Source organism: Paenibacillus sp. Marseille-Q9583 (genome assembly GCF_976954365.1).
Genome location: NZ_CDRJTB010000055.1, coordinates 32919 through 48436 on the forward strand (window position 1 = coordinate 32919; position 15518 = coordinate 48436).

Here is a 15518-nt window from a genome sequence, read left to right on the forward strand (position 1 = left end):
AGTCATCTACAATGACTTTGAAGGCAGCCTTATTATTTCTACTTCTCTTTTGGGCTCAATTCTAAAAATAGTAGTAAATTAACGTGAAGACAGAGACAAATTTCAACTGCTAATCTTTCTACCATTTGATTAACTGATCCACCTTCACCGGAAGTCCAGTAGCGATCGAACGATTGGCCGCTATCCCGGTCATAATAGACAACGCCCCATCCACATGGGAAGCTGCTCGATTAAACCGGTCCTCCACAGGTCGTTCAAAAATATCACGAAGCATGACCGGATCTCCGCCCCCATGTCCCCCAACACCTTCTTCAATTTCAACTTCATATGGCGGCGCAAAATGAGGGAATATAGTGATTTGCTTGTCCTTTAGTGCACCTTCATCTTCTTTCTTCCCTCCGGCATTTACATAAGACTGTTCAACTACTTTAACTTCCATCCGCCCCTTTGTTCCATTAAATACTACAGTGAAGCCTTCCCAAGGCAAGTAAGCATTAAGTGAATAGTTCATAATCGTCTTGTTTTTGTATTTGACCATGACTGCCATCGTATCCTCAATGCTGATATTATCACCGAATACGCTTTGATCACGCAGGTACCCATCTTCATGCTCGGCATCCAAATACATCTGCTTCAGCTGTTCATTATCTTTAAGATGAAGGGCAAAGGGATCATTTTCGGCTGCTGCACTACCATGAGCACGCTGATAAAACTCGGTCACACCGCGCTTCTCTGCGTTTTCTCTACCATAAAACCTTAAATCCCCCATGGCATAGACCGTGTCCGGACGTGAGCCCAACCAGAAATTCATCAAATCGAAATGATGTGTTGATTTATGGACCAATAGACCTCCACTATTACGCTTATCCCGATGCCATCTGCGGAAGTAATCCGCTCCATGCTGTGTATTTAGCAGCCATTCAAAGTTAACAGAAAGTACTTCGCCAATGGCTCCATCCATGATCAATTCACGGATTTTGGTGTTATGCGGGGCATAGCGGTAATTGAACGTAACGCGCAGCTTTTTCCCCGTTCGATCAATCGCTTCAAGAATCTCCTGGCATTTCTCTTCATCCACCGTCATCGGTTTCTCTGAGATAACATCACAGCCAAGCTCCATCGCCCGGATAATATAACGATGATGTGTGCGGTCAATACTCGTAACGATAACCACATCCGGCTTAGTCTCTTCAATCATACGATCGAACTCATGAGCTTTATAAGTAGGAACCGCATGATACTGATATTTCCCTTCCAGTAATCGGTTCGCATAATCCATTCTTACCCCATTCACATCGCAAAAGCCTACGATTTCCGAAGTTTCACGATAATTCGTAGTTATCTCACCATAGAAGAACTCCGCTCGGCCACCGGTACCTACGAATACATATTTCTTCTTCGACACAAGAATCACTCCATCGCTATTGATTTAGATGCCGTTTCTTCTTATAGTTTATAGTATAAAATACATCGAAATCTAAGCGATTATTAGCAAATATGAAGGAAACTTTGCATATATTATCTTCATTATCTGAAAGGGGCAAATCTACAATGGAACAGGAGCTAGAGCCTCCATTTATCATTGAACAAATCAAAAGAGCCGGCCCATTCAGCATGGATTCCGACCATTATCACGATACATATGAAATTTATTATTTACTCGCAGGTGAGCGCAGCTATTATATCAACAATCTAATTTATACCTTACGCAAAGGTGATCTGATATTTATTAACAAGAATGAACTCCACCGCACCACTTCTAAGGGTTCAGCACGGCATGAGCGAATATTGATTAACTTTGAGGAGAGCTTTCTGCAAAAAACGTTGGCCAACTATGATCTGAGTTTTCCTTTTTTATCTACCCAAAGCTTGCTTCTGCGTCCCGGAGTACATGAACAAGGAGCCATCGAATCTATCCTCTTCTCCATGCTAAAAGAACAAGAAGAACATCGATCACAGCAAATCCCCTATCTTCAGACACTTCTCATCCAGTTATTTATTGAAATGAACAGAGTACAAGAAATAAGCCGCGAGCCCATCGCTCCTGAGAGCAGTGAGAAGCAGCTTAAAGTCTACGAAATGATCAATTATTTACAGGCACATTATGTTGAAAAGCTTACATTAGAGCAGCTATCCGAAACTTTTTTTATCAGCCGTACCTATCTTTGCCGTTTATTCAAACAGACCACTGGCTTCACCATTGTTGAATATCTAAACTACATTCGGATCAAGGAAGCCCAACGACTCTTGCAGAGCACTAACACTAAAGTCACTACCATTGCTGAGAATACAGGCTTTGACAGCATCGCTCACTTTGGGCGGGTGTTTAAACAAATCGCGAAATGCTCACCTCTGCAATACCGCAAGCAGAATCGCTGATCATCAGGCCTTGATTACACCTTTTTTTATTATAATATTTCCATAAAGTGCTTCTTCACCAGTTACAACAATAGCGTAGCTTTCCTTTGAACGATTATAAAAATCAAACCGCTCCTCATATTTAATCGTCGCTTCAGCGTCATGTTTGGCGATAATCGACTCGTATACGGACCAGATCACCGGCACCGTAGGGTCTCCCTCAACCACAGCCATAAACGCCACCTGATGTTCCACATAATGATCAAGGGGCAGCAGTTCCAATATTGCATTCAAAAGATCAGGTATCCCAATACCATCATATCTTAGTACTTTTGAGTTTAAGGAGTGTCCTGGATAATTAGCATCTGCCAGTACAAGCTCATCACCATGACCCATTTCCATCATTACACGTACCAGCTCCGGAGATAGTAGCTTAGGAATTTTTTTCAACATCCAAGCACCTCATTACTTCCCATAAAAAGATCTCAGTGCAACCAGTTCATCAATCCGATGCTGTGGCAGCTCTCTCTCCCCGTCAATCATACGTGTAATAAAGGTAATCTTGGCTGTATATTCGAGTCTCTCCATATTCAGATAAGCCTCCATAACATCCGTTCCCCAAGTAAGTGCTCCGTGATTTTCGAGCAGGACTGCTGTTTTTTTGCCAAGGAAAGGCATCAGTGAGTCCGGGATTTCTTCAGTTGAAGGTGTTCCGTATGCCGCCAAAGGAATATCCCCGATCATGATAACCGACTCTGGCATCATCATTTTATCGAGCGCCTCACCTTTAATGGCAAAAGCGGTAGCGTACGGGGGATGTGCATGAACCACACCATTCATCTCAGGTAGCTCATTATAAATTCTCAAATGCATTTTGGTTTCCGTTGAAGGTCTGTATCCTTCCGCCGCTTCAAGAACTTCACCTTGCAAGTTTACTTTTACAAGCATATGTGGCTCTAAATATCCCTTGCTTACCGCTCTGGGGGTAGTGAGAATTTCATTCTCTGATAACCGTGCTGAAATATTCCCATCATTGGCGGCAATGAAATCTTTATTAAACAAATTTCTGCCAATATCACAAATCTGCGAACGTAGTTTTTGTTCCAAGTTATCCATAAGTTCTCTCCTCGTATCCTATTTTTTAGAGTTCTTCACCAAAGAAGGCTGGTATGTCTTAAAGGTAAAAGATCGTGCCACGAACTCTTTCGCCTTAGAAACTTCCAATTTCCCCAGGGCAGCCAGCTGGACAATGATATTGCCAATTCCACTGGCCTCCACTGGCCCTGCAACGACTTCTCTACCCGTAGCATCAGCGGTGAGCTGGCATAATAGCTCATTTTGAATCCCACCGCCAACCATATGAATGATAGTGATTGTCTTGCCGGTGATCTCTTCCATTTCTTCAATCGTTCTACAGTATGATTGCGCAAGGCTCTCAAGGATAACGCGTATAAACTCAGCTTTCGTATTAGGCGACTGTTGCCCCGTTCGCTCACAATATTCCTGAATCCGTTGCATCATCACACCAGGTGTGCTGAAAAGCTGGTCATTCGGGTCAATGATCGCTGGCGCCCCATTAATCGTTTGGGCTAATTCCACCATTTCACTTTGACTAAAATTCTCTCCTGCTTTCGCCCAATTCCTCTGGAGCTCCTGTAGAATCCATAGTCCCGTTGTGTTTTTTAGCAAACGATTAGAATTACCGTAGCAACGTTCATTTGTGAAACCATATTCATAGCTTTTCTCTGAAATGACCGGCTCAAGCGTCTCCATACCAACCAACGACCACGTACCACAGCTTATAAATGCTGCTTCATCCTTACGAGTATAAGGGATCGAAGCTACTGCTGAAGCCGTGTCATGTGAAGCGCCGGCTATCACTTTCATCGGACCTATATTAAGCTCCTCTTGAATAATCGGTAGGATAGATCCAATAATTGTTCCCGCATGAACCTGTTGTGGAACTAGACTACTCGGGATTCCAAGCCTGTTAAATAATTCAGAGGAGAGCTCTCCCGTTACAGCATCCACTAAGCCGCTTGTACTCCAGATCGTGCTTTCTGCTGCTTTTATACCTGAAAATAGGTAATGAAATAGATCTGGCATCATTAAAATCGTATCCGCGGTCTCCCTAAGAGAATCATTATCCTGAAAATCAGAGAACAGCTGATAAAGTGTATTAATGACACTTGGCTGAAGACCGGTCATACGGAATTGCTCTGCTGGTGAGAGTAGCGCTTCCAATTTGAGACGGTGAACCTCCATCCTCCGATCCCTGTAATGATGGGGGGAATAGAGCATCATTCCTTTTGTATCAATAAACCCGTAGTCGACTCCCCATGTATCCACACTTAAGGACCTCAGTTCTCCATGTTGCCTAAAGGCTTTTTGAACCCCTTGCTTCATTTCATGGAAGAGCCTTAGAGTATCCCAATATAAATGCCCGTTGACCTGTACCGGCGTATTCTCAAAGCGATGAATTTCTTCCATTTGCAGCTTATCACCATCATATATCCCCAGCATAACTCTTCCGGAACTGGCGCCGAGATCTATGGCTAGAAGCTTAATCGTATCACCCATTGTTCACCACACCTGCTTCACAGGAAGATTTTAATAGAGGGGTCCAAAGTTCTGACATGCTCTGTAATCTGCTCCCTCCAGATCTTCGGTACCAAATAACGACCATACCCGAGGTCTAAAAATACGTGATTCCTCAACATTATGCATGCTGACCGGAATGCGCAGAATAGACGCCAGCGTAATCAAATCTGCCCCAATATGCCCATAACTAATGGCCCCATGATTTGCGCCCCAATTATTCATGACATCATACACCGATTGGAAAGATCCATTATTGGTTAACTTAGGCGCAAACCAGGTCGTTGGCCAAGTCGGATCTGTTCTTTGATCCAGTGTATGGTGAACATCTTCAGGCAGCTCCACCGTGTGACCCTCTACAAGCTGAAGAACAGGTCCAAGCCCTTTAACCAAGTTCATACGTGCCATAGTAACCGGCATCCCGCCTTTGGTTAAATAATCCGTAGAAAAGCCGCCCCCACGGAAATATTCTTGAGAAGCCGGGCGGAACTCTGTATGGCTCAAACAAGCTTCTACCTCATCCTCCGAAATTTCCCAAAAAGGTTTAATCGCAGGTTTACCGTCTATCGTCTGCTCACCTGTCCCATCAAGAGCTGCCGAACCAGAGTTGATCAAGTGAAGTATTCCGTGTGCTGCCTCACCTTCCAATTGATGACCCGTTACTCGCTTAACTGCATCTGGACTCCAAAAGGTTCGAACATCCGCAAATATTTGTGCAGTATTCGTAAGCAAATAATTGAACAGCATCGTTACTCCGTTCAGGCTATCATTCTCTGTCGCTACGATATAAGGAGTACGTTTGCCGTTCCAGTCAAAAGAGGAGTTCAGTATCGTTTCCATGAAATCCCCATTAGGAAAATGATCTGTCCATTGGCGCTGACCTTGGAACCCACCCACAATCGCATTATGACCATTGGCCTCTTCCTCAAAGCCCAACTCAGCGAGAACAGGATTGCCGATCATCAGATCACGGGCGATCAATGTCATTTTCACACAAGTCTCCCACTGCTTCTCTTTCTCATCATCACTTATTTGCAGATGCTTCGGATTATTATCGGCACCAACTTGGCAGTTTTCTTTGGTCCACTCGAGTGCTCGCTTATATTCCTCTTTATCATAAATCTCCTCTTCAAAGCGGCGTACATATTCTGACATATCTATATATTCATTACGCATTCCCAGATACTCTTGGAAGAACTGTTCATTCACAATCGATCCAGCAATCCCCATCGAAACAGAACCCATTGATAAATATGATTTCCCTCTCATTTGAGCGACAGCCAACCCAGCTTTGGCGAACTGCAGCAATTTAGTCTGCACATCCGCTGGAATCTCCTCACTGCTAGACTCCTGAACATCCTCACCATAGATACCAAATGCCGGAATTCCTTTTTGTGCATAAGCAGAGAGAACAGCAGCTAGATATACCGCACCTGGGCGTTCCGTGCCGTTAAATCCCCAAACCGCATGTGGGATCGAGGCATCCATATCCATCGTTTCAGAACCATAACACCAGCAAGGGGTCACAGTAATCGATAAGCCAACATTAGCCCCAGCAAATTTCTGAGCCGCAGCAGCAGCTTCTTTCACACCACCAATCGTAGAATCGGCAATGATGCACTCTACGGGGCGGCCATCCGGATAAAATAAGTTCTCTTCAATAAACTTAGCTACCCGCTGAGCCATACCCATGGTTTGAGCTTCTAACGATTCGCGAACCCCTCTTCTTCTGCCATCAATGGTCGGGCGGATGCCAATTTTCGGATAGTTTTCTATCACTACTGTTCCTCCTCAAGATCATCTTAGGTTCATCGGTAATGGACCTATTTCTCCTACATCATAAAATATGGAAACGCTTTAGTCAACATAAAACAACATATTTATAGATAATTTATGTGGTTTTATGTGGTATTAATATTATTATACTGTGGTATTATGTGAATATGAGGTTATTTATTTGATTTTTTGAGCAATGTAGTAAACTAGGAAGTAGATGATGATAGAGGTGAGTGAACTGATGAAAGCATTTGAACGGCGGGATCTAATCATTAATGAGCTGTATAGACAAAAGAAAGTCCATGTCGCTCAGCTGGCGCAAAAATTCAATGTCTCGGAAGAGACTATTCGGCGGGATCTGGATAAACTGGACAAGGAAGGACTTGCCAAGAAAAATTATGGCGGGGCAATCCTTAATGCCCACACAAATGAGGACCCTCCCTATGTTAGTAGACATCAGGTAAATATAGAGGCTAAACGTACGATAGCTGATCATGTGCTCCAATTAATTAATGATGGGGACAGCTTGGTGACGGATACGAGTTCAACCGTTTTTGAGGCTTTACGGAGAATTATAGAGGAGAAAAACAATCTTACGATTATTACGAATTCTTTGGTTGTGTTATCCGAATTTCAACATTCTGGACAAAAGCTAATTTCCACTGGAGGAATACTAGGGCCCGAGACTAGCTCCTTCGTTGGACATACCGCCTCGCAGACTATTCAAAAATATAATGTGGACGTAGCCATATTCAGCTGCAAAGCGTTGTCTATGACTGGTGGGATCAGCGATTCGAATGAAGAAGAAAGTGAACTAAAGATTCTGATGCAACAGCAGGCGAATAAAGTAGTTCTGCTCGCAGATCACTCTAAGTTCGACAGGACTGCGTTCATTAAATTATTTAGTTTCGATAGAGTGGATTATATCGTTACAGACGAGAAGCCTTCTGAGGAATGGATCGAGTTTCTGAATAACTATCATATATCTCTTATCTATGCACCCGCTGAGTAATCAGTAGGTGCATAAATAAAGATAAGGGGGAACCTTTATTTCACTAGTCGTTTAAAAGACTGCTTTTCTCTACGATCTTCAGCCACTCCCCAGCAATCAGATCATGCCCAGCCGCTGTCGGGTGAACGCCATCCCACAGCCAGTATGCTGCATCTGTTCTACGAGTAGCTGCATCGAATGCTTCCTGTAAAGGAACAAACACAGCATTAAATTCCTCTGCAAGCTGCTTAACAACACCCTGATAATGAGTAATCCGCTCTTTCCATTCTTCCCATTGTTCTGCCGGAGCTCCGGTATTTAGAATAAAAGGCTCACACAAGACCAGCTTCGTTTGCGGAAGTACTTCCCCGGTTTCTTCAAGCACATGACGGTACGCACGTTCAAAACGGTCCGTTATACCACTTGGTTCCCCTTTCATTGTTCTCCAAAGATCATTAACACCAATTAAAATACTGATGATATTCGGCTGGAGGTAAATCGCATCCTCATTCCAGCGTGCATATAAATCGGAGATCCGATCCCCACTAATTCCACGGTTATAAAATATTAGATTCTGCTCCGCCCTTTCATTTCCTAGCTTGCCACCAATGATATATGCATAGCTATGTCCTAGAATATGATTGGGATCTTCATCACGACCACGGTTTCCATCCGTAATAGAATCACCCTGAAACAAAATCACTTTTTTCGCTTTAGAAGTTGGATTAGTCATTACTACGATTCATCTCCTTGATCTCGTCTTTTACATGAACATGAAACATTCAAGTTGAATGTTCCATAGGATACAAGTAAAGTTAACATATAGAACTCAAGGAAGGAAGAAAATAATGAAATACAGAAGACTAGGCAATTCAGGACTAAAAATCAGTGAAATCGGCTTAGGCAGCTGGCTTACATATGGAACAGCAGCAGAGCAAAAGGCAGCAGACGCCTGCATCAGCAAAGCTTTTGAATGCGGTATCAATTTCTTCGATACAGCTAATGCCTATAACCGCGGTGAAGGTGAAAAGGCAATGGGCGCTGCTCTTCGCGCCTATGAAAGATCATCTTATGTGCTCAGTACAAAGGTGTTCTTCCCCATGGGAGATGATGTAAATAATCGTGGTTTATCACGTAAGCACATCATGGAGCAATGCGAAGCTAGCCTTCGCCGCTTAGGAAGCGATTATATTGATGTTTATTTTTGTCATCGCTTTGACAAAGAGACGCCTGTGGAGGAAACTTTACGCGCGCTGGACGACCTAACTGCGCAAGGTAAAATTCTGTATTCGGCAGTGAGCGAATGGAGCGCAGCTCAAATTTCTGACGCCACCGGCATTTCACGCAGACTGAATCTGCGTCCGCTTATTTCCAATCAGCCTATCTATAACATGTTCGAGCGTTACATTGAAGAGGAGGTACTTGAGGTATCTCAGCGTGAGGGCCTCGGTCAAGTGGTCTTTTCCCCACTCGCCCAAGGTATTCTCACAGGTAAATACAAACCTGGACAACAGCCTCCGGCAGGAACCCGCGCAGCTGATGATTCGGTAAATGGCGTCATTCGCAGCTACTTCCGCGATGATGTACTGACTGTTGTCGGACAGCTGGATGAACTAGCTAGCAGTCTTGATTTGAAGCTGTCGCAACTAGCGTTAGCTTGGACCCTACGGCAACCTGGTGTAAGTTCTGCAATTATCGGGGCCAGTAAGCCAGCGCAGGTGGAAGAGAACGCCAAAGCTGTTGATGCCGTTCTATCGCTTGATATTTTGGAGAGAATTGAAGAGATTCTAAAGCCAGTAGCCGATTTCGCTCCAGCGAGATAATCTAAAAGAGGTTGTACCAAAAGCCACAGCAATTGGCTTAGGTACAACCTCTTTTTTCTTAAGAGATCAATTTGGATTCTTCGGCTTGTTCAGCCGCCTTGTCGATATAACGCTCCAGCGGCTTCTTGAGCGTTAGCGCCAGTAAGAGTGCTATTACACCGAATAGGCTCAAATAAAGACAATCGCGAATCGCCACTTCCGGCAGAATCCCCCCTACCGCCTCCCGCATCAAACTAATCGCATAAGTAAATGGCATAAACGGATTCAACATTTGAAAGAAATGGCCTGTTGTACTGATTGGAAACGTACCGCCAGAGCTTGAGAATTGAAGCACCATGAATACGATTGCTATTCCCTTCCCAACGTTGCCGAATACGGAGACAAGCGTAAATACAATCGTCACGAATACGATACTAATTAATACTGCAAAAAGGACAAACCACACCTTGTCCACCACATAACATTTCAGAATAAAGATATTACCAAGTACAGCCACCAACGCTTGGAGAATTCCAACCGTAAGAAACGTCAGCAGACGTCCAAAATACAATTGATACCGCTTGTACACAATTCCCTCAGTGTCCACTCCCGTACGGAGAAGTGAGATTAGGAGTGTGCCACCTACCCATAAGGAAAGTACAACATAAAAAGGAGTCATAGCCGAACCATAGTTCGGAATAGGATATAACTTATTCTCTTTTAATACTACCGGATTGGCTAAAAAATCACTTTTGCTCTTAATATCCCCTCCGAGCAGCTCAGCAATCTCTCCCAGATCCACCTCATCTTTGATCTGACGGATGGTAGCTGCCGCTTTACGAATCGAATCTTCCAGTATCGGAAGATCATTTCGCACCATATCCGCTGCGACCGCTACTCCCTTATCCGCACGGGGGAGACCTGTACGTATCAGATCAGAAATCTGGTGCACCCGTTCCTCGACAGCCGGCAGATCCTGACGGACGAAATTTGCAGCTTGTTGTATTTTTTCTCCTGCAACAGGCAAGCTGCTCTGAATTAGCGGAAGTGTATCACGAACAAAAGTACCAAAGCTCTGTGTCTTATCTGCGACACCGCTAGCTGCTGTATGTACCGCTTCACGAATAGCTGGTAAGTCCTGCTGTAGACTAGCCAGGCTTGATTGTCCGAACTCAATCGCTGCCATAGTCTCCTCAAGAAGGGTACCCAGCGCCGATAGACGATCCGGAACTTGATCCAGGGCAGTGGCTGTAGTCTCAGCAGCAGTGGATATTTGCTCTAATGTATTTTTTATAGCAGGGATAGTTGCCGCTTCATATTCGGAAATAAGCTTCGAAATGGCTACGTTCCCTTCGCCAGATTTAAGACCCAGTTGCTTAACATTACTCGGATCAGGCTGATCCTCATTTTGTAGATCCGTCGCCAGCGAGTTTACCAAAGAAGACTGTCTGCTCAAGACATTGTTTACAGCCTTCAAGGTGCCAATCTCAACATTAGTTACTGTTCCTGGTGAGAATGTATTCAGTGCCGATAACAAAGAAAGCGTATGATCCATCACGTTACTTCCCGACACCAGCTGAGTGGAAACTGACTCAAGTTGCTCGCGTACCGCTTGCGGGTCAATATCTTCTCCCTGCAGCAGTTCAGCAAGCTGAACTACTGCGTTCTCCGTTTTTTGCAGCAGGTATATATTTTGTTTGAGGGCGGCAGGTACCGCTTCAAATGCAGCATTACTCTTCTCTAAGAACTGTTGAAGCTCTAGAACAAAATCATTTCCAGCATTTACAATTTTGTCGGCTTTAGGTAGCGCAGTTAGAGCAGTGTTAACAACTTTATTTGCTTCCGCAAGACCTTCCGACGCCTTGTCCATGATTTGTTCAACTTCACCAAAATGATTATCAAGTTGAACGATTAACTGTGCTGCTTGTTCAATTTTGGGTAGCTTATCCTGCAGCTCCCCTAAATGATCTGCAACATTGGCAATTTGAGGCCAATGTTCAGCTATTTTTTCTAATGCCAATCCCGCCTTTTCCACCTCAGGCAGCTTATCCTCCAACTTAGAGATGCGCGTTGCTGATGCATGAATTTGCGGCCATTGCTCCTCAATTTTCAATACATGTTGGCCTGCCGTTTCAATCTCGGGGAGACTTGCCTCTAACTTAAACAACCCTTTTTCAACCTTGCGTATAATAGGCAATTCAGATTGGAATTTTGAATCAATTTGCTTTAAAGCCGTAAATACGGTTTCGCTAATGGTTTCCGTAAAATTCTCACTGATCTGTGTTGTAATTGAAGAGGCACCTTTATCTGTGATTTTAGGGGCAATCGCATTGATCTTCTCATTGACGGTATATTCAATCTCTGGTTTCACGATCCTGCCTTCGAGGATTCCTGTCATTCTTTTGGAGAAATCAGCAGGGATAACAATACTCGCATAATAATCTCCACGCTTCACACCGTTGTGCGCAGCTTCTGCATCTACGAAGGTCCAGCCTAAGCTTTTATTATTCCGAAGACTTTCCATGACATCATTGCCGATATTGAAGCTCTTATCCTTCACAGAGGTCCCTTCATCCAAACTGGTTACAGCAATCTTAATGCCAGAGGTATTACTATAGGGATCCCACACTGCCGCAACGTTAAACCAATCATATACAGAAGGTAACACCACCAAAGCAGCGATCAGAAACACGGCCACAGGAACCTTAAATACGTTGCGCCAGTCGTTCCTATAAATCCGTAGTATTCCACCCATTCGTTGCTCCCCCTAATCTGTATGTTTTGACATTTTAATATGCCCGAGGAGGCAAACTTTTACTATCATTTTTAGTGGATTCATGACCGGCATCGTTTTTCAGAAATATTTTTAAAAAATTGCAACAAAACCTGCTCGTTTAACGTAATAGAAGTATATAGCCCGTTTAGGAAAAAACGTAGCGGGTAATAAGATATATACAACCTTTTTACATATCTCAAGGGGGAGATTTCTAATGTTTAAGAAAAAGTCAGCGTATGTGTTACCAGTTGTTGTTCTATTGTTTCTTTCCCTAATTACTACTGCTAGTACCGTTGGAACACGAGTAGATGCGCAAGATAGTGGCAAGACTCAGCAACAGACGGTATATATCCATACTATTCAATCCGAGAATGGCAAGCTTTCCATTACAGCCGATGAAATAAACTGGTATCAGGGTGCTGATGCTGACCGAATCTTTGCTGAAAGAGACCCAGAAGGTGCAGCAGAAATTGGCGGAGCTCCAGACGGATATTATGTTGTTAATGATGTTGATACACTGACAACCTATCCGATCGCGGATAACGCAACAGTCACCATGCAGATCTTTGATCACACTGGTAACATAGAGGACTTAGATATTCAATGGAACGAAGCTATCACCTTACAGCAATTTATCGATCAATTTAATAAATCGGATATTTTCGACTTAAGCCAGTTCCCTTATCACCTTACGATTCAGGACGGCGTAATCACTTCCATCGTGCAACAATATACACCTTAAGCAGCAACACGTAACATATGAAAGAGAGGGTTACCCAGCGGCCATTTACGTGGCTAATGGGTAACCCTCTTTTATTGCAAAACGGAATATTTTTATTGCGTATCCTTAACAGGAACTCCAAAATTCGGCGTGCCATCTTCATTCCAATGGAAGACCTGAGCACGAGTATGACGGTTTGGATCATAAAGAGGATCGCCAGTAATTTCTTTATAATTACGGCAGTGGTAGATGAGCACATCTTCCCCATTTTCATTGACCGTAAAGCTATTATGGCCTGGACCGAATTGTCCATTTTCTTCATTCGTTTGGAATACAGGATTTTGTAGTTTAGTCCATGAAGCTGCCTCCAGAAGTTCGCTGTCTTCATCCGCTACTAATAGTCCCATGCAATAATTGAAGTCTGTAGCACTCGCCGAGAAGCTGATAAAGATACGACCATTTCGTTTCAGTACTGCTGCGCCTTCGTTTACTTTGTACCCTATAATTTCCCAGTCATGCTCTGGAGTAGCAATCATAGTCTGAGGACCTGTGAGTGTCCACGGATTGCTCATTTCAGAAATATACAGATTAGAATTACCCTCAATATTCAGGTCCTTCTGAGCCCATACATAGTACAATTTTCCTTTATGCTGAAACGTTGTCGCATCCAAAGCGAACGATTCCCAAGCAGTCTTCACTTGACCTTTTTCTACCCATGTTCCTTCTAAGGGATTAGCAGATGCATTCTCGAGCGCAAACATACGGTGATCGAACAAACCATCCGTCGTCTCCGTAGTCCTTGCTGCGGCAAAGTAAATGTACCATTTTCCGTCTATGTAATGAATTTCCGGCGCCCAAATGTTAGCACTAAGCGGCCCCGTCTCATACTTGCGCCATGCTACAACTGGTTCTGCAGTAGTTAATCCTTCGATGGTTGTAGATCTTCTTACTTCGATCCGGTCGTATTCTGGAACAGAAGCCGTGAAATAGTAATATCCATCCGTATGTTTATATACCCATGGATCAGCACGTTGCTCCACCAATGGGTTGTTGTACTCTCTACTCGTATCCATAATCTCTCTCCTCTAAAAAAGCTTTAACAATGCAGAACCATGCGGTGGAAGAAACTGCGTAACCCCTTCATTAGTAACTTCCAGGTCATGGCTTTGCCACAGATTACGTATCGTTTTTGGAACTGAAACATTTAGCTTTTGGTAAGATACCTGAAGTGTCGACTCTTTGTCACTGAGATTAAACAACGCTACATAGTGGTTACCTTGTTCATCCTCAGAAGTCCAGATTGCATACTCTTCGTTCCGCTCTACTTGTCTACCACCCTTACCAAAATGATGCAGATGAAGTACTTTCCTATTGGTTAACAAAGATAATGTCCACTCATCATTGTCTCTAAGCTCTCCCCCGAACATTAAAGGCGAACGGAAAATAGTCCACAGCGTCATCATGGTAACCTGTTCGTCAGGAGTAAACCTTGTAAATCGGTCTCCCCCGCCATCAACGGAACGAATCCCAAGATGACCTAGCGGCAGCATATCACAGTCTGGCCAATGGCCTGGCTGAACGTAAGGAGCCCATTTTTCGCAGCGCTCAAACATTCCACGCAGCAAATGCCAATGATCCCAATAATCGTCGGTCATTCTCCACAGGTTAGCATGTTCAGCTAAGTGTTCAGCTTCTTCTACCGGAGCAGGTCCAGGTGAAAGACTAAGCACCATTTCACGACCACAGCGGTCGATAGCCTTACGGATCATGGCAACTTCGTCTTTGTGGTATCCATAAATACGTGAAGCGGCAATATCATCCACCTTCACATAATCTACGCCCCAACTGGCATACAGCTGGAAGAGAGAATCATAGTAAGCCTGACTGCCTTCTTTAGAAGCATCTACTCCATACATATCTGTATTCCATGGACATATAGAATTGGGATGTGCTATATCACGTGCAGTTTGCTCAGATCCTAGAATGGAACTTGCCGCATGAACGGCCTGTCGAGGGATTCCACGCATAATATGGATGCCGAATTTCAACCCTAATCCATGCACATATTCAGCGAGTGGGGCAAAACCTTTGCCTCCCTTTGCGGAAGGAAAACGATTTTCTGCCGGTTGAAGTCTGGAATACTCGTCCATGACCAGCGGTACAAAGTTACGATATTGGGAAGAGTTCGCTCCAGGCTCATACCACTGAATATCTACAACAACATATTCCCAGCCAAATCCCTTCAAATGAGCAGCCATATATTCGGCGTTGCCTCTTACCTCTTCCTCATTAACACTAGCTCCGTAACAGTCCCAGCTATTCCAGCCCATCGGGGGCGTTGCAGCTAAAATAATGATTTTCACGTCCTTTTCTAAAACTTTCAGTTTAAAAATAGCATAGACAAAAAGACTTGTAAACATATTTATTTAAACCTTTTAATACTTTTGTAAAACAAATAGTGAGAATAACATGATTCCGCTGTGAAACCATCTTTTT

General features: G+C 43.8%; 13 protein-coding genes. 4 read left to right on the forward strand and 9 right to left on the reverse strand.

The features are described from left to right. Positions 1-118 precede the first annotated feature (118 nt). Positions 119-1405: a Gfo/Idh/MocA family protein gene (locus tag ACWNM1_RS21885; protein WP_449602632.1), complete on the reverse strand. Its 1287-nt coding sequence runs from the start codon at positions 1403-1405 to the stop codon at positions 119-121. 146 nt (positions 1406-1551) lie between these two features. Here ACWNM1_RS21885 and ACWNM1_RS21890 point away from each other — a divergent pair, with 146 nt between their 5' ends. Continuing rightward, positions 1552-2379 (forward strand): AraC family transcriptional regulator, encoded by an 828-nt coding sequence (locus ACWNM1_RS21890; protein ID WP_449602633.1) that lies wholly within the window; start codon positions 1552-1554, stop codon positions 2377-2379. A 3-nt stretch (positions 2380-2382) separates the two neighbouring features. Here ACWNM1_RS21890 and fucU read toward each other — a convergent pair whose 3' ends face one another. The 4 genes from fucU to ACWNM1_RS21910 are packed head-to-tail and all read right to left on the reverse strand — an operon-like array spanning position 2383 to position 6735. Further along, a complete protein-coding gene (fucU, locus tag ACWNM1_RS21895; RefSeq protein WP_449602634.1) occupies positions 2383-2811 on the reverse strand; it encodes an L-fucose mutarotase in 429 nt (142 codons plus the stop codon). 12 nt (positions 2812-2823) lie between these two features. Next, positions 2824-3474, reverse strand: a complete 651-nt coding sequence (locus tag ACWNM1_RS21900) for a class II aldolase/adducin family protein (RefSeq protein ID WP_449602635.1) — start codon at positions 3472-3474, stop codon at positions 2824-2826. An 18-nt stretch (positions 3475-3492) separates the two neighbouring features. Continuing rightward, a complete protein-coding gene (locus ACWNM1_RS21905) occupies positions 3493-4938 on the reverse strand; it encodes a rhamnulokinase (RefSeq protein WP_449602636.1) in 1446 nt (481 codons plus the stop codon). Positions 4939-4968: 30 nt separating this feature from the next. Further along, the gene (locus ACWNM1_RS21910; RefSeq protein ID WP_449602637.1) at positions 4969-6735 is read right to left on the reverse strand and encodes an L-fucose isomerase; all 1767 of its coding nucleotides are present in this window, start codon (positions 6733-6735) and stop codon (positions 4969-4971) included. Between the two features lie 238 nt (positions 6736-6973). On the opposite strand from ACWNM1_RS21910, the gene ACWNM1_RS21915 reads away from it, so the two are divergent. Continuing rightward, on the forward strand, positions 6974-7744 hold the full coding sequence (locus ACWNM1_RS21915; protein ID WP_449602638.1) for a DeoR/GlpR family DNA-binding transcription regulator: 771 nt from the start codon (positions 6974-6976) through the stop codon (positions 7742-7744). A 43-nt stretch (positions 7745-7787) separates the two neighbouring features. On the opposite strand, the gene ACWNM1_RS21920 is transcribed toward ACWNM1_RS21915, so the two are convergent. Continuing rightward, complete coding sequence (locus tag ACWNM1_RS21920; protein ID WP_449602639.1) at positions 7788-8456, reverse strand: SGNH/GDSL hydrolase family protein; 669 nt, start codon at positions 8454-8456, stop codon at positions 7788-7790. Between the two features lie 115 nt (positions 8457-8571). Between ACWNM1_RS21920 and ACWNM1_RS21925 the strand changes: the two genes are divergently transcribed. After that, on the forward strand, positions 8572-9546 hold the full coding sequence (locus tag ACWNM1_RS21925) for an aldo/keto reductase family protein (protein ID WP_449602640.1): 975 nt from the start codon (positions 8572-8574) through the stop codon (positions 9544-9546). A 58-nt stretch (positions 9547-9604) separates the two neighbouring features. On the opposite strand, the gene ACWNM1_RS21930 is transcribed toward ACWNM1_RS21925, so the two are convergent. Beyond that, entirely contained in the window at positions 9605-12280 is a 2676-nt protein-coding gene (locus ACWNM1_RS21930; RefSeq protein ID WP_449602641.1) for a YhgE/Pip family protein, read from the reverse strand. Positions 12281-12515: 235 nt separating this feature from the next. Between ACWNM1_RS21930 and ACWNM1_RS21935 the strand changes: the two genes are divergently transcribed. Next, complete coding sequence (locus tag ACWNM1_RS21935) at positions 12516-13043, forward strand: hypothetical protein (protein WP_449602642.1); 528 nt, start codon at positions 12516-12518, stop codon at positions 13041-13043. A gap of 92 nt (positions 13044-13135) precedes the next feature. Here ACWNM1_RS21935 and ACWNM1_RS21940 read toward each other — a convergent pair whose 3' ends face one another. Together ACWNM1_RS21940 and ACWNM1_RS21945 are read right to left on the reverse strand one after the other, a co-directional pair. Further along, a complete protein-coding gene (locus ACWNM1_RS21940) occupies positions 13136-14095 on the reverse strand; it encodes a glycoside hydrolase family 43 protein (protein WP_449602643.1) in 960 nt (319 codons plus the stop codon). Positions 14096-14107: 12 nt separating this feature from the next. Then, on the reverse strand, positions 14108-15352 hold the full coding sequence (locus tag ACWNM1_RS21945) for a glycoside hydrolase family 27 protein (RefSeq protein WP_449602644.1): 1245 nt from the start codon (positions 15350-15352) through the stop codon (positions 14108-14110). Positions 15353-15518: the final 166 nt, after the last annotated feature.

Bases quoted from the DNA above. Each gene is read 5' to 3' on its own strand.
- ACWNM1_RS21890 (WP_449602633.1), top strand. From the start codon at position 1,552: ATGGAACAGGAGCTAGAGCCTCCATTTATCATTGAACAAATCAAAAGA.
- fucU (WP_449602634.1), bottom strand. From the start codon at position 2,811: ATGTTGAAAAAAATTCCTAAGCTACTATCTCCGGAGCTGGTACGTGTA.
- ACWNM1_RS21900 (WP_449602635.1), bottom strand. From the start codon at position 3,474: ATGGATAACTTGGAACAAAAACTACGTTCGCAGATTTGTGATATTGGC.
- ACWNM1_RS21905 (WP_449602636.1), bottom strand. From the start codon at position 4,938: ATGGGTGATACGATTAAGCTTCTAGCCATAGATCTCGGCGCCAGTTCC.
- ACWNM1_RS21915 (WP_449602638.1), top strand. From the start codon at position 6,974: ATGAAAGCATTTGAACGGCGGGATCTAATCATTAATGAGCTGTATAGA.
- ACWNM1_RS21920 (WP_449602639.1), bottom strand. From the start codon at position 8,456: ATGACTAATCCAACTTCTAAAGCGAAAAAAGTGATTTTGTTTCAGGGT.
- ACWNM1_RS21925 (WP_449602640.1), top strand. From the start codon at position 8,572: ATGAAATACAGAAGACTAGGCAATTCAGGACTAAAAATCAGTGAAATC.
- ACWNM1_RS21930 (WP_449602641.1), bottom strand. From the start codon at position 12,280: ATGGGTGGAATACTACGGATTTATAGGAACGACTGGCGCAACGTATTT.
- ACWNM1_RS21935 (WP_449602642.1), top strand. From the start codon at position 12,516: ATGTTTAAGAAAAAGTCAGCGTATGTGTTACCAGTTGTTGTTCTATTG.
- ACWNM1_RS21940 (WP_449602643.1), bottom strand. From the start codon at position 14,095: ATGGATACGAGTAGAGAGTACAACAACCCATTGGTGGAGCAACGTGCT.
- ACWNM1_RS21945 (WP_449602644.1), bottom strand. From the start codon at position 15,352: ATGGGCTGGAATAGCTGGGACTGTTACGGAGCTAGTGTTAATGAGGAA.